This is a genomic window from Pantoea sp. GW821-FHT03E06, assembly GCF_059420725.1.
The window spans coordinates 230,243-251,504 of record NZ_JBWKUG010000001.1 but is presented as its reverse complement, the minus strand read 5'-3'; the positions used below and the strand labels follow the sequence as shown (position 1 = coordinate 251,504).

15 protein-coding genes, 5 tRNA genes and 3 rRNA genes are annotated in these 21,262 nt (G+C 51.5%); 2 read left to right on the top strand and 21 right to left on the bottom strand.

Features of this window, described 5'->3' with window-relative positions:
• Positions 1-7: 7 nt before the first annotated feature.
• From rplL to AC07WB_RS01130, 11 genes are all read right to left on the bottom strand, one after another.
• The gene (gene rplL, locus AC07WB_RS01180) at positions 8-370 is read right to left on the bottom strand and encodes a 50S ribosomal protein L7/L12 (RefSeq protein ID WP_097095307.1); all 363 of its coding nucleotides are present in this window, start codon (positions 368-370) and stop codon (positions 8-10) included.
• A 66-nt stretch (positions 371-436) separates the two neighbouring features.
• On the bottom strand, positions 437-934 hold the full coding sequence (rplJ, locus tag AC07WB_RS01175) for a 50S ribosomal protein L10 (protein ID WP_058973440.1): 498 nt from the start codon (positions 932-934) through the stop codon (positions 437-439).
• A gap of 348 nt (positions 935-1,282) precedes the next feature.
• Positions 1,283-1,987, bottom strand: coding sequence for a 50S ribosomal protein L1 (gene rplA / locus AC07WB_RS01170; protein ID WP_097095308.1), 705 nt, complete (start codon positions 1,985-1,987; stop codon positions 1,283-1,285).
• 3 nt (positions 1,988-1,990) lie between these two features.
• On the bottom strand, positions 1,991-2,419 hold the full coding sequence (gene rplK / locus AC07WB_RS01165; protein ID WP_007886298.1) for a 50S ribosomal protein L11: 429 nt from the start codon (positions 2,417-2,419) through the stop codon (positions 1,991-1,993).
• Between the two features lie 148 nt (positions 2,420-2,567).
• Positions 2,568-3,113 (bottom strand): transcription termination/antitermination protein NusG, encoded by a 546-nt coding sequence (gene nusG, locus AC07WB_RS01160; RefSeq protein ID WP_007886300.1) that lies wholly within the window; start codon positions 3,111-3,113, stop codon positions 2,568-2,570.
• A gap of 1 nt (position 3,114) precedes the next feature.
• The gene (gene secE, locus AC07WB_RS01155; RefSeq protein WP_097095309.1) at positions 3,115-3,498 is read right to left on the bottom strand and encodes a preprotein translocase subunit SecE; all 384 of its coding nucleotides are present in this window, start codon (positions 3,496-3,498) and stop codon (positions 3,115-3,117) included.
• A 227-nt stretch (positions 3,499-3,725) separates the two neighbouring features.
• A complete protein-coding gene (gene tuf / locus AC07WB_RS01150) occupies positions 3,726-4,910 on the bottom strand; it encodes an elongation factor Tu (RefSeq protein WP_097095310.1) in 1,185 nt (394 codons plus the stop codon).
• A 107-nt stretch (positions 4,911-5,017) separates the two neighbouring features.
• Positions 5,018-5,093, bottom strand: a tRNA-Thr gene (locus AC07WB_RS01145).
• 5 nt (positions 5,094-5,098) lie between these two features.
• A tRNA-Gly gene (locus AC07WB_RS01140) sits at positions 5,099-5,173 on the bottom strand.
• A 191-nt stretch (positions 5,174-5,364) separates the two neighbouring features.
• Positions 5,365-5,449 (bottom strand) — tRNA-Tyr (locus AC07WB_RS01135).
• Between the two features lie 7 nt (positions 5,450-5,456).
• A tRNA-Thr gene (locus tag AC07WB_RS01130) sits at positions 5,457-5,532 on the bottom strand.
• A 769-nt stretch (positions 5,533-6,301) separates the two neighbouring features.
• Between AC07WB_RS01130 and coaA the strand changes: the two genes are divergently transcribed.
• Positions 6,302-7,252, top strand: coding sequence for a type I pantothenate kinase (gene coaA / locus AC07WB_RS01125; RefSeq protein ID WP_097097607.1), 951 nt, complete (start codon positions 6,302-6,304; stop codon positions 7,250-7,252).
• Positions 7,253-7,308: 56 nt separating this feature from the next.
• Here the strand turns inward: coaA and birA are convergent, their stop codons facing one another.
• The 10 genes from birA to pepQ all read right to left on the bottom strand — a co-directional run bounded on the left by birA (position 7,309) and on the right by pepQ (position 18,886).
• A complete protein-coding gene (birA, locus tag AC07WB_RS01120) occupies positions 7,309-8,271 on the bottom strand; it encodes a bifunctional biotin--[acetyl-CoA-carboxylase] ligase/biotin operon repressor BirA (protein ID WP_097095311.1) in 963 nt (320 codons plus the stop codon).
• Positions 8,268-9,305: a UDP-N-acetylmuramate dehydrogenase gene (gene murB / locus AC07WB_RS01115; RefSeq protein WP_097095312.1), complete on the bottom strand. Its 1,038-nt coding sequence runs from the start codon at positions 9,303-9,305 to the stop codon at positions 8,268-8,270. The genes birA and murB overlap by 4 nt, the downstream gene beginning before the upstream one ends.
• A 148-nt stretch (positions 9,306-9,453) precedes the next feature.
• Positions 9,454-9,569 (bottom strand): 5S ribosomal RNA (rrf, locus tag AC07WB_RS01110).
• Between the two features lie 102 nt (positions 9,570-9,671).
• A 23S ribosomal RNA gene (locus tag AC07WB_RS01105) occupies positions 9,672-12,577 on the bottom strand.
• A 213-nt stretch (positions 12,578-12,790) separates the two neighbouring features.
• Positions 12,791-12,865: transfer RNA gene (locus AC07WB_RS01100), tRNA-Glu, on the bottom strand.
• An 89-nt stretch (positions 12,866-12,954) separates the two neighbouring features.
• Positions 12,955-14,495 (bottom strand): 16S ribosomal RNA (locus AC07WB_RS01095).
• Together the 16S, 23S and 5S rRNA genes with 1 tRNA gene alongside form the textbook arrangement of a ribosomal RNA operon.
• A 409-nt stretch (positions 14,496-14,904) precedes the next feature.
• On the bottom strand, positions 14,905-15,441 hold the full coding sequence (gene hemG, locus AC07WB_RS01090; protein ID WP_097095313.1) for a menaquinone-dependent protoporphyrinogen IX dehydrogenase: 537 nt from the start codon (positions 15,439-15,441) through the stop codon (positions 14,905-14,907).
• Positions 15,442-15,458: 17 nt separating this feature from the next.
• Positions 15,459-16,910 carry a Trk system potassium transporter TrkH gene (trkH, locus tag AC07WB_RS01085; RefSeq protein ID WP_097095314.1) on the bottom strand — a complete coding sequence of 484 codons (1,452 nt, stop codon included), beginning with the start codon at positions 16,908-16,910 and terminating at the stop codon, positions 15,459-15,461.
• Between the two features lie 27 nt (positions 16,911-16,937).
• The gene (locus tag AC07WB_RS01080) at positions 16,938-17,555 is read right to left on the bottom strand and encodes an IMPACT family protein (protein ID WP_400458759.1); all 618 of its coding nucleotides are present in this window, start codon (positions 17,553-17,555) and stop codon (positions 16,938-16,940) included.
• On the bottom strand, positions 17,555-18,886 hold the full coding sequence (gene pepQ / locus AC07WB_RS01075) for a Xaa-Pro dipeptidase (protein ID WP_494939904.1): 1,332 nt from the start codon (positions 18,884-18,886) through the stop codon (positions 17,555-17,557). The genes AC07WB_RS01080 and pepQ overlap by 1 nt, the downstream gene beginning before the upstream one ends.
• A gap of 186 nt (positions 18,887-19,072) precedes the next feature.
• Between pepQ and fadB the strand changes: the two genes are divergently transcribed.
• Complete coding sequence (gene fadB, locus AC07WB_RS01070; RefSeq protein ID WP_494939903.1) at positions 19,073-21,256, top strand: fatty acid oxidation complex subunit alpha FadB; 2,184 nt, start codon at positions 19,073-19,075, stop codon at positions 21,254-21,256.
• The last annotated feature ends 6 nt before the right edge of the window (positions 21,257-21,262 follow it).

Genomic DNA, 21,262 nt, shown 5'->3' with positions numbered 1-21,262 from the left:
GGTTGTCTTACTTAACTTCAACTTCAGCGCCAGCTTCTTTCAGAGCAGCTTCAAGAGCGGCTGCGTCATCTTTGCTGATGCCTTCTTTGATAGTACCAGTAGCTTCAACCAGGTCTTTAGCTTCTTTCAAGCCCAGGCCAGTTGCAGTACGTACTGCTTTGATTACTGCGACTTTGTTAGCGCCAACAGACTTCAGAACTACGTCGAACTCAGTTTTTTCTTCAACAGCTTCAGCTGGGCCAGCAGCAACAGCTACAGCGGCAGCAGCAGAAACGCCGAATTTTTCTTCCATAGCAGAAACCAGCTCAACTACTTCCATTACGGACATAGCGGCAACCGCTTCCAGAATTTGGTCTTTAGTGATAGACATATCGATTGTTCCTAAAAATCAGAAAAAGTTTATACGTTAGCAAGCACGAAGGAAAAGAAATTAGCCTTAAGCCGCTTCTTTTGCATCGCGCACAGCAGCCAGAGTACGGACCAGTTTGCCAGCAGCGGCTTCTTTCATGGTCGACATCAGACGTGCCAGTGCTTCTTCGTAAGTCGGCAGAGTTGCCAGACGGTCAATATTGGCCGCCGTGATCAGCTCACCTTCAAAGGCTGCAGCTTTGACCTCGAATTTTGCATTCGCTTTAGCGAAATCTTTGAACAGACGAGCAGCAGCGCCCGGGTGTTCCATAGAATATGCAATCAGGGTCGGACCAACAAACGTGTCTTTCAGGCACTCAAAAGGAGTACCTTCAACGACGCGGCGCAGCAGGGTGTTACGAACAACACGCATGTAAACGCCAGCTTCACGACCTGCTTTACGCAGTTCGGTCATTTTATCAACGGTTACACCGCGGGAATCCGCAACCACCGCTGAAAGCGCACCTTTGGCTACTTCGCTAACTTCAGCAACAATCGCTTGTTTGCCTTGAAGATTTAATGCCATTAGCTTTGCTCCTGGATTGACCGGGAAAGATTTCCCGGAACTCACTTCACTTAATTACCCGAAGGCAATAAGCGCTATTACACGGTGAGCAGAATCCAGTGAAGAAAAAATTCTTTTTGGTTCTGTCACCGTCTACGCAGGGTATTAAGCAAAATATTCGAGAATATTTCGCTCCTGCGGTCTTGGACGGAGGCCAGGATAAGGCCTGGCTCCAACCTAAGCAGCTGAATGACTAAGTTTTAAGGCATAGCTATTCAGTCGCTTTGAATCTGGGTTCTGAGTTGCGCGAACAACCAGAACAACGGGCGTAAGATTCTAGATGAATTTTTCGCCCGTTACAAGCAGCAATTAGTTTGCTGATGCGCTCAGACCAGCCTGGTCAACGGCAACGCCGGCGCCCATGGTGGTAGAGATGCTGACTTTCTTGATGTACACGCCTTTCGCCTGTGATGGTTTTGCTTTTTTCAGCGCGACCAGCAGAGATTCCAGGTTTTCTTTCAGTTTGTCAGCGTCAAAATCCACTTTACCAATGGTAGTGTGGATGATGCCGTTTTTGTCGTTACGATAACGAACCTGACCTGCTTTAGCGTTTTTCACTGCTTCAGCAACGTTAGGGGTTACAGTACCCACTTTCGGGTTTGGCATCAGGCCGCGTGGACCCAGAACCTGGCCCAACTGGCCAACAACGCGCATTGCATCTGGAGATGCGATAACAACGTCAAAGTTCATTTCGCCTTTTTTGATCTGCTCAGCCAGGTCTTCCATACCTACCAGTTCTGCGCCGGCTGCTTTAGCAGCTTCAGCGTTTGCACCTTGGGTGAAGACAGCAACACGTACTGAACGACCAGTACCGTGTGGCAGAACGGTCGCACCGCGTACGTTCTGATCAGATTTACGTGCATCGATGCCGAGGTTGACAGCAACGTCAACGCTTTCTACGAACTTAGCGGTAGCCAGTTCTTTCAGCAGAGCAACAGCTTCGTTGATGTCGTACTGCTTAGTAGCATCAACTTTGTCACGGATTACGCTCATGCGCTTGGTCAGCTTAGCCATTTCTTAATCCTCTACTACCAGGCCCATGGAACGAGCAGTACCTTCGATAGAGCGAGTCATCGCTTCTACGTCAGAACCAGTCATGTCCGCAGCTTTAGTTTCTGCGATTTCACGTACCTGAGCACGAGAAACTTTACCGACTTTGTCTTTGTTCGGCTTACCAGAACCAGACTTGATGCCCGCTGCTTTTTTCAGCAGTACGGCAGCCGGAGGCGTTTTGGTAACGAAGGTGAAAGAACGGTCACTGTATACGGTGATAACAACTGGAGTAGGCAGACCTTTCTCCAGGGATTCAGTTTTCGCGTTGAACGCTTTGCAGAATTCCATAATGTTAACACCCTGCTGACCCAGAGCTGGACCAACAGGTGGACTTGGGTTAGCCATACCAGCTGCAACTTGCAGCTTTACGTAGGCTTGTACTTTCTTGGCCATGATATTTCCTCAATTGGGTTATAGCGCCTGGAAAACAGGCTCCCCGTGATAACGATTTATACGCCATTGCTGGCACATAAAAACAAAAGGCGCGAAATTATAGGTAAATTTCGCGCCTTCCGCAAGAGCTAAAAAGTGAACAAAAGGGTTAACCTTTCTCCACCTGAGCAAAATCGAGTTCTACTGGCGTTGCACGGCCAAAGATGGAAACAGACACTTTCAAGCGACTCTTCTCGTAGTCCACTTCTTCGACCACACCGTTGAAGTCGGCAAATGGACCATCGCTGACACGTACCATTTCGCCTGGCTCGAACAGTGTTTTTGGACGCGGCTTATCACCAACCTGCTGCAGGCGGTTCATGATCGCATCTACTTCTTTATCACTGATTGGCGCTGGACGGTCAGAAGTACCACCAATAAAGCCCATTACACGCGGCACACTGCGTACTAAGTGCCAGCTGGCATCATTCATCACCATCTGAACCAGTACATAGCCAGGGAAGAATTTGCGTTCGCTTTTACGACGCTGGCCACCACGGATTTCAACGACTTCTTCAGTCGGCACCATGACTTCGCCAAAAAGCTCTTCCATGTTGTGCAGTTTGATATGCTCGTGCAGCGACTTCGCTACGCGAGCTTCAAAACCGGAGAACGCCTGAACGACGTACCAGCGTTTTTTTGGAGCTTCAGACATCTCAGAACCTCAGGCCAGTGATAAACGATACCAGACGGACCAGAATACCATCCAGCCCCCACAAAATCAGTGACATCACGGCAGTTACCGCGGCAACGATTAACGTGGTGTGCAATGTTTCCTGGCGAGTCGGCCAAATGACCTTACGCATTTCGGTTTTTGCTTCACGAGCAAATGCCACTGTCGCCTTGCCTTTGATTGTCAACAATGCAATGCCGCCAGCGGCAGCGATCAGCACAACCACAGCCAGCGCGCGCAGCGGCAGTGTTACATCGCGATAAATATAGTTGCCGACGATTGCTACCAGGAGCAATGCGATCACAACTACCCATTTTATCGCTTCAAGGCCGCGCCCGCTTCCTTGAGCTTCGGTATTCGCACTCATAAACCAACCTGCCACAATAATTCAGAAACTATTCTGCCCCGCAGAGCGAGGCATCCAAACCGAATGAGCTTTTGAGCGTTACTCGGTATCCAACGCCGTGAAACAGAGCCTGTCTCAGCAATGATTATGATTGAAAATCACTGATGAGCCAGGTTCTATATTACAGCGTGCAAAAAGGGCATCAAATGATGCCCTTTCCTTGTGCATTGCGTCAAATGTTATCGTAATTAAGCGATAACTTCAGCAACAACGCCCGCGCCTACGGTACGGCCGCCTTCGCGGATTGCGAAACGCAGACCCTGGTCCATCGCGATTGGGTGGATCAGCTCAACGGTCATTTTCACGTTGTCGCCAGGCATTACCATCTCAACGCCTTCTGGCAGCTCAACGTTACCGGTCACGTCAGTAGTACGGAAGTAGAACTGTGGACGGTAGCCTTTGAAGAACGGAGTATGACGGCCGCCTTCGTCTTTAGACAGTACGTATACTTCTGATACGAACTTGGTATGTGGCTTGATTGAACCCGGCTTAGCCAGAACCTGGCCACGCTGGATGTCTTCACGCTTGATACCGCGCAGCAGAACACCACAGTTCTCGCCTGCCTGGCCCTGGTCCAGCAGTTTGCGGAACATTTCAACGCCGGTACAGGTCGACTTAACAGTCGGCTTGATACCAACGATTTCAACTTCATCGCCCACTTTAACGATACCGCGCTCTACACGACCGGTAACAACGGTACCACGGCCAGAGATTGAGAATACGTCTTCGATTGGCAGCAGGAATGGCATGTCGATAGCACGAACTGGATCCGGGATGTAAGTATCCAGGTGACCAGCCAGCTCAGTGATCTTAGCTTCCCACTCAGCGTTGCCTTCCAGCGCTTTCAGTGCTGAACCGCGAACGATTGGAGTGTCGTCGCCTGGGAAATCGTACTGTGACAGCAGGTCACGGACTTCCATTTCAACCAGTTCCAGCAGCTCTTCGTCATCAACCATGTCGCACTTGTTCAGGAACACGATGATGTAAGGAACGCCAACCTGACGACCCAGCAGGATGTGCTCACGAGTCTGCGGCATTGGGCCGTCAGTCGCAGCAACAACCAGGATTGCGCCGTCCATCTGCGCAGCGCCGGTGATCATGTTTTTCACATAGTCGGCGTGGCCTGGGCAGTCAACGTGTGCATAGTGGCGAGACGGGGTTTCATACTCAACGTGTGCCGTGTTGATGGTGATACCACGTGCTTTTTCTTCAGGAGTGCTGTCGATCTGGTCGAACGCACGCGCCTGGCCGCCGTTGGTTTTAGCCAGAACGGTAGTGATTGCAGCAGTCAGGGTGGTTTTACCGTGGTCGACGTGACCGATGGTGCCCACGTTTACGTGCAGTTTGTTGCGTTGAAATTGCTCTTTAGCCATCGCTAGTCCCTCTAAGACACGGATATATCGAAGATATCGTCATATCAACCAGGCAATGCCTGACTGTTTGGTTTACAGAGAGAGAATCAGGAGAGAGATAAAGGAAGTGGTGCTGATACCCAGAGTCGAACTGGGGACCTCACCCTTACCAAGGGTGCGCTCTACCAACTGAGCCATATCAGCACATCTGGAGCGGGCAGCGGGAATCGAACCCGCATCATCAGCTTGGAAGGCTGAGGTAATAGCCATTATACGATGCCCGCATCCTGGAACTCGGCTACCTGTTCTTTCTGTAGCTTATGAATAATAAAAGAAGACCTTCTATTATTCGGCCAGTCAGCATTTCTGACCGACTTTGATTGCGCTAATGCACAATCTGAAATTCGAAGGTGAGAGATGAAAAACTCACCCATCAGATAAGGGCCTTATCTGATGCCCAACCAAGAGGTTGAGATGGTGGTGGGAGAAGGATTCGAACCTTCGAAGTCTGTGACGGCAGATTTACAGTCTGCTCCCTTTGGCCGCTCGGGAATCCCACCTACTTGATGGTGCCGGCTACCGGAATCGAACTGGTGACCTACTGATTACAAGTCAGTTGCTCTACCAACTGAGCTAAGCCGGCATCAAGTGGAGCGCATTCTAGGAAGACCCGAAGAAGGATGCAACAAAAAAATTGCCAAATTCGTTCTATCGCTTACTATTTGTGCAAATCATCTCAATTCAGTCATCATATGCAGAAAAAACATTCAATGTGCGTGCATTTTTGCATCGCATTAATGAATCGCTTTTTGCTTAGCCTCTTCTTTTCTTATGCAGACTTCTGGGTTCCTCCCTGCCCGATATCGTACAAATGGTGATTTTTTTTATAAAAAAGCCGCAAAAAATCTTTTGTCAGTGGACCATTTTTTTATTTATCTACATTAACCAGTAAAATGAGAGGAAGAGGAGCTGAGGGATTTCACTGCCAGGCATATCGTATAGGGCCAGGATTAATGCAAAGGCTGGAGCGTGAGGCGTAGAGCTGTCCATCCCGCTTGCTATATGTTGAGGTTATCGCTGTGGTTGTACGGCTCTATTATGCGAAAGAGAGCAACCCATTCGTTTTGCGCTAATGATTTACAATGTCCCTGTAAGTTACTCATAGCGTTTGCACAACACCTCAGCAGAAAATGTAGTGGCAAGCTACTGAGCGACAAGAAAAATGCGGACACGGTTGCGAAAGCGTGCTTATGTTTGTCATTTTACTTCTTTTTAAACTCACACTGGTGTTACCCTCCTGCCCATTGTTCTCGTTAATTACCCCTGTGACGTGCAATTGAGTTTGATACATCGTTGTATGCTCGATGCTACAAGATGTTGATACATCAAAATTTGCACTCAAACGCATGCTTATGAGTAAAAAAACGACACCTCTAACTACGCCCTATTTACAGTTCAATCGTCAGCAATGGGCAGCGCTACGCGACTCGGTGCCAATGACGCTGGCCGAAGGTGAAATTGAACGTTTACGTGGCATAAACGAAGATCTTTCATTAGAAGAAGTAGCCGAGATCTATCTTCCACTCTCACGCCTGCTTAATTTCTATATCAGCTCAAATTTGAGACGCCAGGCGGTGCTTGAGCAGTTTCTTGGTACCAATGGTCAAAAAATTCCCTATATCATCAGTATTGCTGGCAGTGTTGCCGTTGGTAAAAGCACCACGGCTCGTGTGCTACAAGCATTACTTAGCCGCTGGCCAGAACACCGCAAGGTTGAGCTGATCACTACCGATGGTTTCTTGCATCCTAATGCCGTGCTTAAAGAGCGCGGTTTGATGAAGAAAAAAGGATTCCCGCAATCCTATGATATGCATCGTCTGGTAAATTTCGTTTCCGACTTAAAATCCGGCGCAAGCCAGGTGACAGCACCGGTTTATTCACATCTTATTTATGATGTTATCCCGGACGGAGACAAAGTCGTACAACAGCCCGATATCCTTATTCTTGAAGGATTGAATGTTTTACAAAGCGGCATGGATTATCCTCACGATCCTCACCATGTATTTGTCTCAGATTTCGTGGATTTTTCTATTTATGTTGACGCACCTGAGTCGTTACTCGAAAGTTGGTATGTAAACCGATTTTTGAAATTCCGTGAGGGAGCGTTTAGCGATCCTGACTCTTATTTCCATCACTATTCTCAATTGCCAGAAGAGGATGCGCTCAATATCGCACGCGGGCTCTGGAAAGAGATTAACTGGCTTAATCTTAAGGAAAATATCCTCCCGACTCGTGAACGCGCTAGTCTTATTATGACTAAATCAGCAGATCACGCAGTACAAAGTCTTCGGTTAAGAAAATAGAGATTTTTGCTAAAACGCCCAAAAAGTAATGGGCGTTTTAGCCTTAACTGGTGAAATTAATTACCAGGCCTAAGAGAAATCTCTCCTCCCACCCACGATTTAATTTCACCACCCTGCTCTAGTAATAAGCCCCCCTGGTTATCGATTCCACGTGCAATACCATGTACCTCACGCTCGCCAATCAGTAGCTTCACAGAACGATTAATAAAGTTATCAAGGGCTTCCCAGCGCGTAACAAAAGGTGCTAAACCATCACGCTCAAAAATTGGTAGCGCTTCGCGCAGGCTGTTGAGTAATTTCGCGGCCAGTTCATTGCGATCAATCTCGATTCCCGCTTCCTGCAAATTGATCCAGCCCTGATTAATTTCCGCTGCCCCTTCTGAGCGCATTAGCAAATTAATACCGGCACCTATAACGATCTGCGCAGCATCACCGGTTTTACCCGTTAACTCAACCAAAATACCCGCGAGTTTACGATCATTAAGATAAAGATCATTTGGCCATTTAACGCGTATATCAGGCGCACCTAACGACTGAATGACTTCAGCCATGACAATACCAATAACTAAACTCAACCCCATTGCCGCTGCTGGCCCCTGCTCAAGGCGCCAATACATTGACATATAGAGGTTGGTACCAAATGGAGAGAACCATTTCCGGCCGCGGCGTCCTCGTCCTGCTTGTTGATATTCGGCAATGCATGCATAGCCTGAAGGGAGCTGGTTCATGCGTTCCAGCAAATATTGGTTGGTAGAATCAATAACAGGAATAACTGCCAGATCGGGTTGATGCAAATGTGACAAAATGACTTCTTCATCTAATAACTGCATAGCTGCTGGCAGGCTATAACCTTTTCCCGTCACCGTATACACATCTAAACCCCAGCTTTTCAGGGTTTGAATATGCTTATTAATAGCAGCCCGGCTCATCCCAAGCGCTTCACCGAGTTGTTCACCAGAGTGAAATTCACCATCAGCCAAAAGTGCCACTAACTTTAACGGCACGCTATTATCTTTCATGAGATTACCTCAACGGCGTTACGTTCGCCTCGAGCACCGATAAAGCGCACCTCTGGCTCCAGCCAAACATCGAATTTTTCACCGACTCTATTTCGGACCTGATGCGCCAAGCTTACAATATCTTGCGGCGTGGCGTGATTTTCATTAATCAGCACTAATGCCTGCTGACGATGAACTGCCGCACCGCCGACCCGATACCCTTTAAGGCCACATTGATCGATTAGCCAGCCAGCGGCTAATTTTACGTCACCACTGGCTTGTGGATAATATGGGATAGTTGGCCACTCTTTAATTAATGCCGCCGCCTGCTCGTCCGAAATGAGGGGGTTCTTGAAGAAACTACCGACATTGCCTGTGATATGTGGGTCAGGCAGTTTGCTTTGTCGCATATGGCAAACAGCATTAAATACATCCCAGGCACAGGCGGTTGCTGGATTCAGCTTTACCAGATCGCCATAGCTCAGAACTGGCTGCCACTGTTTTAGCAGTCGTAATCCAACTGCAACAATGACATAGTCACTCTTCATCTCATGCTTGAAAATGCTGTCACGGTAACCAAACTGGCACTCCTCACGGTACAAACGGATAATTTTCTGCGTCGGTAAATGCAAGGCTTCTACATAGTGGCAGATATCCTTAAATTCGACGCCATAAGCGCCAATATTTTGAATGGGTGCTGACCCCGCCATACCAGGGATCAGCGCCAGGTTTTCTAAACCGGTAATCCCTTTCTTTAACGTCTGCTCAACTAAACTATGCCAGTTTTCACCGGCGCCGACATGCAAATGCCATGCTTCATCCTGCTCTTCAATAGCAATACCTTTGATAGCGTTAATCACAACAGTACCGCTAAAATCCTCTAGAAAGAGTACGTTGCTTCCTTCACCCAATACAATAAAGGGCAAGTTGGAATGCTGGCTATTTTTCCAGGCTAAGCTTATGGCATCAGAATTATCGGCGACGATCAGCGTTTGTGCGCTGATTGCAAGATCTAGGGTGTTGAAAGCTTGTAGGGATGTATAGGGGCTGGACATTTCACGGCCTTAACTGGTTTATCTGGCCGTAGTTTACCTGATCGATATGTTCCGAGGTTGATGTTTTCTTAGTTTCCGTTGGGAAAGTAACATCTACAGACGTAAAAAAGCCCCGAACTTCCGTTCGGGGCTTCTTCACCTAATTGATGCCTGGCAGTTCCCTACTCTCGCATGGGGAGGCCCCACACTACCATCGGCGCTACGGCGTTTCACTTCTGAGTTCGGCATGGGGTCAGGTGGGACCACCGCGCTAAAGCCGCCAGGCAAATTCTGTTTCGTTCACGAAGCCCTGTCAGGCACCGCAAACCAATCCATAAACAAGCTGAAAATCTCTGGTCTCTCTCACCAAAACGCCTCTGGCGTTGTAAGGTTAAGCCTCACGGGTCATTAGTACCGGTTAGCTCAACGCATCGCTGCGCTTACACACCCGGCCTATCAACGTCGTAGTCTTCAACGTCCCTTCAGGACTCTCAAGGAGTCAGGGAGAACTCATCTCGGGGCAAGTTTCGTGCTTAGATGCTTTCAGCACTTATCTTTTCCGCACTTAGCTACCGGGCAGTGCCATTGGCATGACAACCCGAACACCAGTGGTGCGTTCACTCCGGTCCTCTCGTACTAGGAGCAACCCCCCTCAATTCTCCAGCGCCCACGGCAGATAGGGACCGAACTGTCTCACGACGTTCTAAACCCAGCTCGCGTACCACTTTAAACGGCGAACAGCCGTACCCTTGGGACCTACTTCAGCCCCAGGATGTGATGAGCCGACATCGAGGTGCCAAACACCGCCGTCGATATGAACTCTTGGGCGGTATCAGCCTGTTATCCCCGGAGTACCTTTTATCCGTTGAGCGATGGCCCTTCCATTCAGAACCACCGGATCACTATGACCTGCTTTCGCACCTGCTCGAGCCGTCACTCTCGCAGTCAAGCTGGCTTATGCCATTGCACTAACCTCCTGATGTCCGACCAGGATTAGCCAACCTTCGTGCTCCTCCGTTACTCTTTGGGAGGAGACCGCCCCAGTCAAACTACCCACCAGACACTGTCCGCAGCCCGGATTACGGGCCTACGTTAGAACATCAAACATTAAAGGGTGGTATTTCAAGGTTGGCTCCACGCAGACTGGCGTCCACGCTTCAAAGCCTCCCACCTATCCTACACATCAAGGCTCAATGTTCAGTGTCAAGCTATAGTAAAGGTTCACGGGGTCTTTCCGTCTTGCCGCGGGTACACTGCATCTTCACAGCGATTTCAATTTCACTGAGTCTCGGGTGGAGACAGCCTGGCCATCATTACGCCATTCGTGCAGGTCGGAACTTACCCGACAAGGAATTTCGCTACCTTAGGACCGTTATAGTTACGGCCGCCGTTTACCGGGGCTTCGATCAAGAGCTTCTCCTTGCGGATAACCCCATCAATTAACCTTCCGGCACCGGGCAGGCGTCACACCGTATACGTCCACTTTCGTGTTTGCACAGTGCTGTGTTTTTAATAAACAGTTGCAGCCAGCTGGTATCTTCGACTGGCTTCAGCTCCGGGAGCAAGTCCCTTCACCTACGCGCCAGCGTGCCTTCTCCCGAAGTTACGGCACCATTTTGCCTAGTTCCTTCACCCGAGTTCTCTCAAGCGCCTTGGTATTCTCTACCTGACCACCTGTGTCGGTTTGGGGTACGATTTCGTGTTACCTGGAGCTTAGAGGCTTTTCCTGGAAGCAGGGCATCAGTTACTTCACCACCGTGGTGGCTCGTCGTCACGCCTCAGCCTTAAGACACCCCGGATTTACCAAAGGTGTCAGCCTACACGCTTAAACCGGGACAACCGTCGCCCGGATAACCTAGCCTTCTCCGTCCCCCCTTCGCAGTAACACCAAGTGCAGGAATATTAACCTGCTTCCCATCGACTACGCTTTTCAGCCTCGCCTTAGGGGTCGACTCACCCTGCTCCGATTAACGTTGAACAGGAACCCTTGGTCTTCCGGCGAGCGGGCTTTTCACCCGCTTTATCGTTACTTATGTCAGCATTCGCACTTCTGATACCTCCAGCAACCCTCACAGGCCACCTTCAACGGCTTACAGAACGCTCCCCTACCCAACAACGCATACGCGTCGCTGCCGCAGCTTCGGTGCATGGTTTAGCCCCGTTACATCTTCCGCGCAGGCCGACTCGACCAGTGAGCTATTACGCTTTCTTTAAATGATGGCTGCTTCTAAGCCAACATCCTGGCTGTCTGTGCCTTCCCACATCGTTTCCCACTTAACCATGACTTTGGGACCTTAGCTGGCGGTCTGGGTTGTTTCCCTCTTCACGACGGACGTTAGCACCCGCCGTGTGTCTCCCGTGATAACATTCCTCGGTATTCGCAGTTTGCATCGGGTTGGTAAGCCGGGATGGCCCCCTAGCCGAAACAGTGCTCTACCCCCGAGGATGAGTTCACGAGGCGCTACCTAAATAGCTTTCGGGGAGAACCAGCTATCTCCCGGTTTGATTGGCCTTTCACCCCCAGCCACAAGTCATCCGCTAATTTTTCAACATTAGTCGGTTCGGTCCTCCAGTTAGTGTTACCCAACCTTCAACCTGCCCATGGCTAGATCACCGGGTTTCGGGTCTATACCCTGCAACTTAACGCCCAGTTAAGACTCGGTTTCCCTGCGGCTCCCCTATACGGTTAACCTTGCTACAGAATATAAGTCGCTGACCCATTATACAAAAGGTACGCAGTCACCCCATAAAGAGGCTCCCACTGCTTGTACGTACACGGTTTCAGGTTCTGTTTCACTCCCCTCGCCGGGGTTCTTTTCGCCTTTCCCTCACGGTACTGGTTCACTATCGGTCAGTCAGGAGTATTTAGCCTTGGAGGATGGTCCCCCCATATTCAGACAGGATACCACGTGTCCCGCCCTACTCTTCGAACTCACAGAATGTGCACTTTCGTGTACGGGACTATCACCCGGTGTCGTGCGACTTTCCAGACGCTTCCACTAATGCACAAACTGATTCAGGTTCTGGGCTGCTCCCCGTTCGCTCGCCGCTACTGGGGGAATCTCGGTTGATTTCTTTTCCTCCGGGTACTTAGATGTTTCAGTTCCCCGGGTTCGCCTCGCAACACTATGTATTCATGTTGCGATGATGCACTGGGTGCACCGGGTTTCCCCATTCGGACATCGTCGGCTGTAGCGGTTCATATCACCTTACCGACGCTTTACGCAGATTAGCACGTCCTTCATCGCCTCTGACTGCCAGGGCATCCACCGTGTACGCTTAGTCGCTTAACCTCACAACCCACAGGCGTTTTGCAACGCTTGGGACTGCAGGCATTGAGAGACTCGAACATGTTGTTATTCATTTCTTATTACGGAGAAATGAACCAACACGTCGTTTCAATTTTCAGCTTGTTCCGGATTGTTAAAGAGCAGTATCTCAAACATGACGGTTACGTCAGTTTTGAGATACGTCGTGGAGACACCTTTCACCTGTCACCAAGCAAGTGGCGTCCCCTAGGGGATTCGAACCCCTGTTGCCGCCGTGAAAGGGCGGAGTCCTAACCGCTAGACGAAGGGGACACGGTAGTGTCACGACTTCGCAGCCGTCTTGCTCATTACTTTTCTATCAGACAATCTGTGTGAGCACTTCGCGGGAAGGTATCTTCAGGTAAGGAGGTGATCCAACCGCAGGTTCCCCTACGGTTACCTTGTTACGACTTCACCCCAGTCATGAATCACAAAGTGGTAAGCGCCCTCCCGAAGGTTAAGCTACCTACTTCTTTTGCAACCCACTCCCATGGTGTGACGGGCGGTGTGTACAAGGCCCGGGAACGTATTCACCGTAGCATTCTGATCTACGATTACTAGCGATTCCGACTTCACGGAGTCGAGTTGCAGACTCCGATCCGGACTACGACGCACTTTATGAGGTCCGCTTGCTCTCGCGAGGTCGCTTCTCTTTGTATGCGCCATTGTAGCACGTGTGTAGCCCTACTCGTAAGGGCCATGATGACTTGACGTCATCCCCACCTTCCTCCAGTTTATCACTGGCAGTCTCCTTTGAGTTCCCGGCATTACCCGCTGGCAACAAAGGATAAGGGTTGCGCTCGTTGCGGGACTTAACCCAACATTTCACAACACGAGCTGACGACAGCCATGCAGCACCTGTCTCACGGTTCCCGAAGGCACCAAAGCATCTCTGCCAAGTTCCGTGGATGTCAAGAGTAGGTAAGGTTCTTCGCGTTGCATCGAATTAAACCACATGCTCCACCGCTTGTGCGGGCCCCCGTCAATTCATTTGAGTTTTAACCTTGCGGCCGTACTCCCCAGGCGGTCGACTTAACGCGTTAGCTCCGGAAGCCACTCCTCAAGGGAACAACCTCCAAGTCGACATCGTTTACGGCGTGGACTACCAGGGTATCTAATCCTGTTTGCTCCCCACGCTTTCGCACCTGAGCGTCAGTCTTTGTCCAGGGGGCCGCCTTCGCCACCGGTATTCCTCCAGATCTCTACGCATTTCACCGCTACACCTGGAATTCTACCCCCCTCTACAAGACTCTAGCCTGCCAGTTTCGAATGCAGTTCCCAGGTTAAGCCCGGGGATTTCACATCCGACTTGACAGACCGCCTGCGTGCGCTTTACGCCCAGTAATTCCGATTAACGCTTGCACCCTCCGTATTACCGCGGCTGCTGGCACGGAGTTAGCCGGTGCTTCTTCTGCGGGTAACGTCAATCGGTAAGGTTATTAACCTCACCGCCTTCCTCCCCGCTGAAAGTACTTTACAACCCGAAGGCCTTCTTCATACACGCGGCATGGCTGCATCAGGCTTGCGCCCATTGTGCAATATTCCCCACTGCTGCCTCCCGTAGGAGTCTGGACCGTGTCTCAGTTCCAGTGTGGCTGGTCATCCTCTCAGACCAGCTAGGGATCGTCGCCTAGGTGAGCCATTACCCCACCTACTAGCTAATCCCATCTGGGCACATCCGATGGTGTGAGGCCCGAAGGTCCCCCACTTTGGTCTTGCGACGTTATGCGGTATTAGCTACCGTTTCCAGTAGTTATCCCCCTCCATCGGGCAGTTTCCCAGACATTACTCACCCGTCCGCCACTCGTCACCCGAGAGCAAGCTCTCTGTGCTACCGTTCGACTTGCATGTGTTAGGCCTGCCGCCAGCGTTCAATCTGAGCCATGATCAAACTCTTCAATTTAAGTTTGATTTGCTGCAACAAGTGCAGCGATGCTCATCTGTAAAACGTCATAATGAATTTCATTATGTGTTCACTCGTGAGGCTTTGATATTTTTTTGCGTCCAAAGACGCTGATATCAATCCTGCGAGTGCCCACACAGATTGTCTGATAAATTGTTAAAGAGCGTTGCGAACAGCGGGTTAACCGCCTGTCGCGAGGTGGCGTATATTACGCTTTCCCTCTTCAGAGTCAAACACTTTTTTCAGCGCTTTCATCCGGCGGGATGAATTTCTTCACTCCCTGCTGAGCCGCCTGCGTTGCCGCTTTGCCGTCTCAGTGGTGGCGCATTATAGGGAGTTATTCGGAGCTGACAAGGGTTTATTGCAAAAAAATGATCTTCCGGCCTAAATTTCGCCACAACGCGCTATTTCACAACGATTTGCCTGGTAAGTGCGCAAAATCCTGGGCAAAAAGCGTCACTTTGTTCCAATCGGTATAGTCCACTTCTTTTGACGTATCAGTTTCGCCGCCGGTCATGCGCATAATCAATTGGATCATAATACGATCAAACCAGCGGTAACGCGGATAACGTAGCGCGCCAGCAAATACCGCACAGCATTCTGGTTGCCACGGCGACTTTTCCAGGAACTTGCGCGTATAGGCATTGGTTTCTGGCGTGCACTTATCTGCTTTTCGCGCTGTCAGGTTGACGCTAAAGAAACCATTCACGCGCTGCTGCAACTGCAACTGATGTTGTGTGACAAATTTCATCAGTGCAGGATTAAAATGGCCATAGCGAATCGATGCACCAATCAGCACGCGATCGTACTGCGTCCAATCAACCCTCTGCGCCTGCAGCAAATCGATGACGTCGCACAGCTGCTGCGGCGCTAACGTCTGTGCAATACGCGCGGCAATCTCACGGGTTTGCCCATCTCGGCTGGAATAAAGAATCAACGCTTTCATTACTCAATCCTATTTTTTCATTCACGCCAGAAAGTCGGCGTAAACAGCACCAGCAACGTGAACACTTCGAGGCGTCCAAACAGCATGGTCAAAATCAAAATCCACTTCGCAACATCATTCATCGAAGTGAAGTTATCAGCCACAACACCCAACCCCGGCCCAAGATTATTCAAGGTTGCAGCCACCGCAGCAAACGCAGAGAAATCATCCACGCCAGTCGCGATAATAGCCAGCATGCTCACCAGGAACACCAGAGCATATGCCGAGAAGAATCCCCAAACGGCTTCGAGGATACGTTCTGGCAGCGCACGATTACCCAGCTTAATGGTGTAAACCGCATTCGGGTGCACCAGCCGTTTCAGCTCACGCGACCCCTGCTTAAACAGCAACAGTATACGAATCACCTTCAAACCACCGCCGGTAGACCCCGCCATGCCGCCGATAAACGCCGAGCACAGTAGCAGCACAGGCAGGAACAGCGGCCAGCGTGCGATGCTGTCAGTTGTAAAGCCAGCGGTCGTCGCCATTGATACCACCTGGAAAAACGCCTGATTAAGCGTTTGCCAACCGCTGGAATAGACATTGTGGAACCACAGCACCACCGTACAGATCAGCACCAACGTCAGCTGAACGCCAATAAACATACGGAATTCGGGATCGCGCCAGTAAACTTTGAGATTACGGCCACTTAATAGCGAGAAATGCAGGCCGTAATTACAGCCCGAGATCAGCAAAAACACCGCGACAATAGTGTTAATGGTTGGGCTATTAAAGTAGCCGATGCTGGCATCATGCGTGGAGAAACCACCAATGGCGATAGTTGAGAAACTATGGCCGATGGCATCAAACAGCGGCATGCCTGCCAGCCACAGCGCCACCGCGCACGCCACGGTGAGCAACACATAGATTAACCAAAGGGTTTTGGCCGTTTCCGCAATACGCGGGCGCATCTTGTTATCTTTTAGTGGACCCGGCATCTCGGCCCGGTAAAGCTGCATGCCCCCCACGCCCAGAATCGGCAAAATCGCCACCGCCAGCACGATGATTCCCATCCCGCCGAGCCACTGCAGCATCTGACGATAAAACAGAATTGCTTTTGGCAGCGTATCGAGGCCCACCAGCGTGGTGGCACCGGTGGTCGTGAGTCCAGAGAAGGATTCAAAGAATGCATCGGTAATCGAAAGATGCGGTTGTTCGGCGAAGATAAAGGGCATGGCACCCACGCTACCCAGCACGGTCCAGAACAGCACCACGATGAGGAAGCCTTCACGCGGCTTGAGTTCAGTTTTTTGTTTGCGATTCGGCCACCACAGCAGCGAACCAATCACAATCGCCATCATAAAGGTTTGGCTGAACGCGCGCCCTGCACCGTCACGATAAATTAAAGCAACGAGGCCCGGTAAGATCATGGTCACCGAGAACAGAATCACCAGCAGGCCCACAATGCGGGTAATGGCACGAAAATGCATTCAGCCGTTTCCTTTAAACAGATGCTTTTAGTTTGTCAGCGGGATGAGCGTCAGCGCGCCCCGGCTGTAATCAGAGAGGTTTTGGCGAAAGCCATCAATCTGCCCATGCGGCAGTGCCAAACGTAGCGCAATACGATCCTGATAATGGCTCTCTTCAATGATGCCGTCAAAACGCTGCAGCAAGCGCTCAATGTCGCTGAGTTGGGCATAATCACAGTGCAGGGTAAAGGACTCCATCGGCACTTTACGCTGGCGTACTAGCTGCTTCAGCCCTTGCTGCACCCCGCCGCCATAGGCTTTTACCAGGCCACCGGTACCAAGCATAATGCCGCCGTAGTAGCGCACCACCACCGCAGTAATCTCGCCCATACCGCTGCCCATCAGCTGTGCCAGCATCGGTTTCCCCGCGGTGCCAGACGGCTCACCATCATCGGAGAACCCCAACTGTTGCGAATCATCTGGCGCACCGGCCACCCACGCCCAGCAGTGATGCCGCGCGGTGGGATGTTCCTGCTTCACCTGCTGCACAAACGCGCGCGCCGCTTCCACGCCCGCAGTATGCGCCAGCAAAGTGATGAAGCGACTTTTCTTAATGGTTTCCTCGCTGAGACTCACGGCCTCAGCGGGAATGTCATAAGCATCCATCAGGCAAGGTGCAGATCGCGCGTCATATTTTCAATACGATTGGCGTGAACCACCACGTTATCCTCGATACGAATACCGCCATACGGTTTCAATGCATCGATTGCTGCCCAGTCAAAGTACTGGCTGAACTTGCCGCCGCGCAGCTTCGCCAGCAGCGAATCGATAATATAGAAGCCGGGTTCAATAGTCAGCACCATGCCAGGTTCCAGCACGCGCGTGCAGCGCAGGTAAGGATAGTGTGAGGGTGCAGCGAGATGCGTGCCGCTGTCGTCCTGCATAAAGCCCGCCACGTCATGCACCTGCAGGCCCAGCGGATGTCCCAGACCGTGCGGCATAAACGGACCGGTTAAATCTTCTGCCACCAGCGTCTCTTCGGTCAGGCCTTTCACCAGCTCAAACTTCAGCAGCAGACGCGCAATGCGCTGATGCATTTGTAGATGATAATCGGTATAGCGCACACCTGCTTTCAACGTGGCGATCAGCGCCAGCTCTTCCTTGTTCATCGCGGCGATCATATCGGCATAACGCGATTTACTCTGCGCCGCATAGCTGCGCGTCAGATCGGCGGCATAACCGAGATATTCCGCACCGGCGTCAATCAGAAAGCTATGGCGTTTCGCGGGCGGCTGGTGATCCAGTTTGGTGTAATGCAGCACAGCAGCATGTTCATTGAGCGCGACGATATTGCCGTAAGGCACATCGGTATCGCGATGACCGGTAGCCGTCAGATAGGCGATGTTGATATCGAACTCGCTCATACCCGATTCGAATGCCTCTTTGGCTGCGCGATGGCCCGCCACCGCCAGCTTCTGCGCTTCTCGCATACACGCCAGTTCGTAATCTGTTTTGATGCTGCGATGGTAATGCAGGAAGTCGATCACACCTTTAGGATTCACCTGCTCGCTATGAATGCCGAGCTGCGCAGCGCGAGACGGTACCGGACCGATATACGCCACGTTATCGCGCTGAGCAGGCAACAGCTGCGCAATGTCATCAGCGTTCTTCAAGCCGATTACGTCAACATCGTTGGTCCAAAAGCTATTCGGCAGCGGCTCAACGTTGTGCCAGTAATCCACCGGTGAATAAAACCACAGTTTCGGTTTATTCACGCCATCAATCCATAACCAGCAGTTTGGCACCTGCGTCACCGGCACCCATGCTTTAAACTGGGGATTCACCTTAAACGGATAGTCATGATCGTCGAGAAAAACGGTCAGCAGCTCGCCGGAATGAATCAGCATGGCATCAAGCTTAAAGCGAGCCAGCACCTGTTGCGCCCGCTTCTGCAGCGTATCGATGTGCGCGTGATACAGGGTTTTCAGTGAATCCATGGACTTGTCTCCGATGTCGCGAAAGTGGCCGCAGTGTAGCACAGGCGTGTTGCGGATGCCGTCTTGCACGCGCTGTGATCGCCGTACCAAATAATCAAACTCTCGTTTGCAAATAATTAACATCACACTCACACTCCGATCCATCTGGTATGACCAGATCATCATTCGCGGTTTCAGGAGACGAACATGCTCTACCAAGGCGATACCCTTTCAGTGCACTGGCTTGACGACGGCATCGCCGAGCTGGTATTCGATGCGCCCGGTTCGGTGAACAAACTCGATACCAAAACTGTCGCCTCATTAGGCGAGGCGCTGAGCGTATTGGAACAACAACCCGCGCTGCGCGGCCTGCTGCTGTCATCAGCCAAACCGGCGTTTATCGTCGGAGCCGACATCACAGAGTTCCTGTCGTTGTTTGATGCGCCGGAAGAGAGCCTGAGCCAGTGGCTGGCTTTCGCCAACAGCATCTTCAATCGGCTGGAAGATTTACCCGTACCCACCGTGGCGGCTATCGACGGCTATGCGTTAGGCGGCGGCTGCGAATGCGTGCTGGCGGTGGACTTCCGTGTTGCCACGCCAACTGCGCGCATCGGCCTGCCAGAAACCAAACTGGGCATTATGCCGGGTTTTGGCGGCAGCGTGCGCTTACCGCGCCTGCTGGGTGCTGACAGCGCGATGGAAATCATCGCCGCGGGCAAAGATGTGGATGGCAACAGCGCCCTGAAGCTCGGCCTGGTTGATGCAGTCGTCAGTAGCGACAAATTACGTGCGGCTGCGCTAACCGTGTTGCAAGACGCTATCACGCAGGGCAACTGGCAGGCGCGTCGCGCACCCAAGCTAGCGCCGCTGAAACTCAGTCCGATTGAAGCCGCAATGAGCTTCACGATCGCCAAAAGTATGGTGATGCAAACGGCTGGCAAACACTATCCGGCGCCGGTTACCGCCGTGAAAACCATTGAAGCCGCCGCCAGTCTTGGTCGTGACGATGCTCTGAAACTGGAAACCGCTGCTTTTGTGCCGCTGGCGCAAAGCGATGTCGCCCGCGCACTGGTTGGTATTTTCCTTAACGATCAGTACGTCAAAGGTTTGGCGAAGAAACACAGCAGCGCGGCAGGAGCTCCTCAGCAAGCAGCAGTATTAGGCGCAGGCATCATGGGCGGCGGCATCGCCTATCAATCGGCATGGAAAGGCGTGCCGGTGATGATGAAAGATATCAATCCACAGGCGTTGACGCTGGGCATGACAGAAGCCAGCAAGCTGCTTAACAAACAGTTGGAACGCGGCAAAATTGACGGGGCCAAACTGGCCAGCGTGCTCACCACCATTCAGCCGACGCTGGATTACGCCGGTTTTGAACGCACCGATGTGGTAGTGGAAGCCGTTGTTGAGAATCCGCAGATCAAAGCCAAAGTGCTGGCGGAAACTGAGCAGCACCTGCGCGGAGATGCCATTCTGGCCTCTAACACTTCCACCATTCCAATTAGCCAGCTGGCAAAAGCTCTGCAACGCCCGGAAAACTTCTGCGGCATGCACTTCTTCAATCCGGTACCACGGATGCCGCTGGTAGAAGTGATTCGCGGCGAGCAAACCTCGGAAGCGACCATCAGCAAAGTGGTGGCCTGGGCCAGCAAGATGGGCAAAACGCCGATTGTGGTCAACGACTGCCCGGGTTTCTTTGTGAACCGTGTGCTGTTCCCCTACTTCGCGGCTTTCAGTCTGCTACTGCGCGACGGAGCGGATTTCCGCCAGATCGACAAAGTGATGGAAAAACAGTTCGGCTGGCCGATGGGCCCGGCCTGGTTATTGGATGTGGTCGGTATTGATACCGCGCACCATGCCCAGCAAGTGATGGCGCAAGGTTTCCCGTCACGTATGCAGAAAGATTATCGCGACGCCATTGATGTGCTGTTCGAAGCCAAACGCTATGGTCAGAAAAACGGCCAGGGTTTTTACCGCTGGGAGCAGGACAAAAAAGGCAAAGCACAGAAGAAAGCCGATGCGGCAGTGGATGCGCTGTTGGCACCCATCAGCCAGCCAACCCGCGTGTTTAGCGATGAAGAGATTGCTAACCGCATGATGCTGCCGATGCTCAATGAAGTCGTGCGCTGCCTTGAAGAGAAGATCATCGCCTCGCCGGCGGAAGCCGACATGGCGCTGGTTTATGGCCTCGGCTTCCCACCTTTCCGCGGCGGCGCATTCCGCTACATGGATACGCTCGGCAACAGCAACGTCGTCGATCAGGCTAAGCGTTATGCCGCTCTAGGCCCGCTGTATGCGCTGCCGGAGCTGCTGTTGCAAAAAGCCCATCAGCATCAGAGCTGGTATCCCGCGGTGCAACCAATTGACGAAGCGGCGCTGCAAAGTGCCTGAGGTAAT

Excerpts from the sequence above, each read along its gene's own strand:
- rplL (WP_097095307.1), bottom strand. The coding sequence starts at position 370 with ATGTCTATCACTAAAGACCAAATTCTGGAAGCGGTTGCCGCTATGTCC.
- rplJ (WP_058973440.1), bottom strand. The coding sequence starts at position 934 with ATGGCATTAAATCTTCAAGGCAAACAAGCGATTGTTGCTGAAGTTAGC.
- rplA (WP_097095308.1), bottom strand. The coding sequence starts at position 1,987 with ATGGCTAAGCTGACCAAGCGCATGAGCGTAATCCGTGACAAAGTTGAT.
- rplK (WP_007886298.1), bottom strand. The coding sequence starts at position 2,419 with ATGGCCAAGAAAGTACAAGCCTACGTAAAGCTGCAAGTTGCAGCTGGT.
- nusG (WP_007886300.1), bottom strand. The coding sequence starts at position 3,113 with ATGTCTGAAGCTCCAAAAAAACGCTGGTACGTCGTTCAGGCGTTCTCC.
- secE (WP_097095309.1), bottom strand. The coding sequence starts at position 3,498 with ATGAGTGCGAATACCGAAGCTCAAGGAAGCGGGCGCGGCCTTGAAGCG.
- tuf (WP_097095310.1), bottom strand. The coding sequence starts at position 4,910 with ATGGCTAAAGAGCAATTTCAACGCAACAAACTGCACGTAAACGTGGGC.
- coaA (WP_097097607.1), top strand. The coding sequence starts at position 6,302 with ATGAGTAAAAAAACGACACCTCTAACTACGCCCTATTTACAGTTCAAT.
- birA (WP_097095311.1), bottom strand. The coding sequence starts at position 8,271 with ATGAAAGATAATAGCGTGCCGTTAAAGTTAGTGGCACTTTTGGCTGAT.
- murB (WP_097095312.1), bottom strand. The coding sequence starts at position 9,305 with ATGTCCAGCCCCTATACATCCCTACAAGCTTTCAACACCCTAGATCTT.
- hemG (WP_097095313.1), bottom strand. The coding sequence starts at position 15,441 with ATGAAAGCGTTGATTCTTTATTCCAGCCGAGATGGGCAAACCCGTGAG.
- trkH (WP_097095314.1), bottom strand. The coding sequence starts at position 16,910 with ATGCATTTTCGTGCCATTACCCGCATTGTGGGCCTGCTGGTGATTCTG.
- AC07WB_RS01080 (WP_400458759.1), bottom strand. The coding sequence starts at position 17,555 with ATGGATGCTTATGACATTCCCGCTGAGGCCGTGAGTCTCAGCGAGGAA.
- pepQ (WP_494939904.1), bottom strand. The coding sequence starts at position 18,886 with ATGGATTCACTGAAAACCCTGTATCACGCGCACATCGATACGCTGCAG.
- fadB (WP_494939903.1), top strand. The coding sequence starts at position 19,073 with ATGCTCTACCAAGGCGATACCCTTTCAGTGCACTGGCTTGACGACGGC.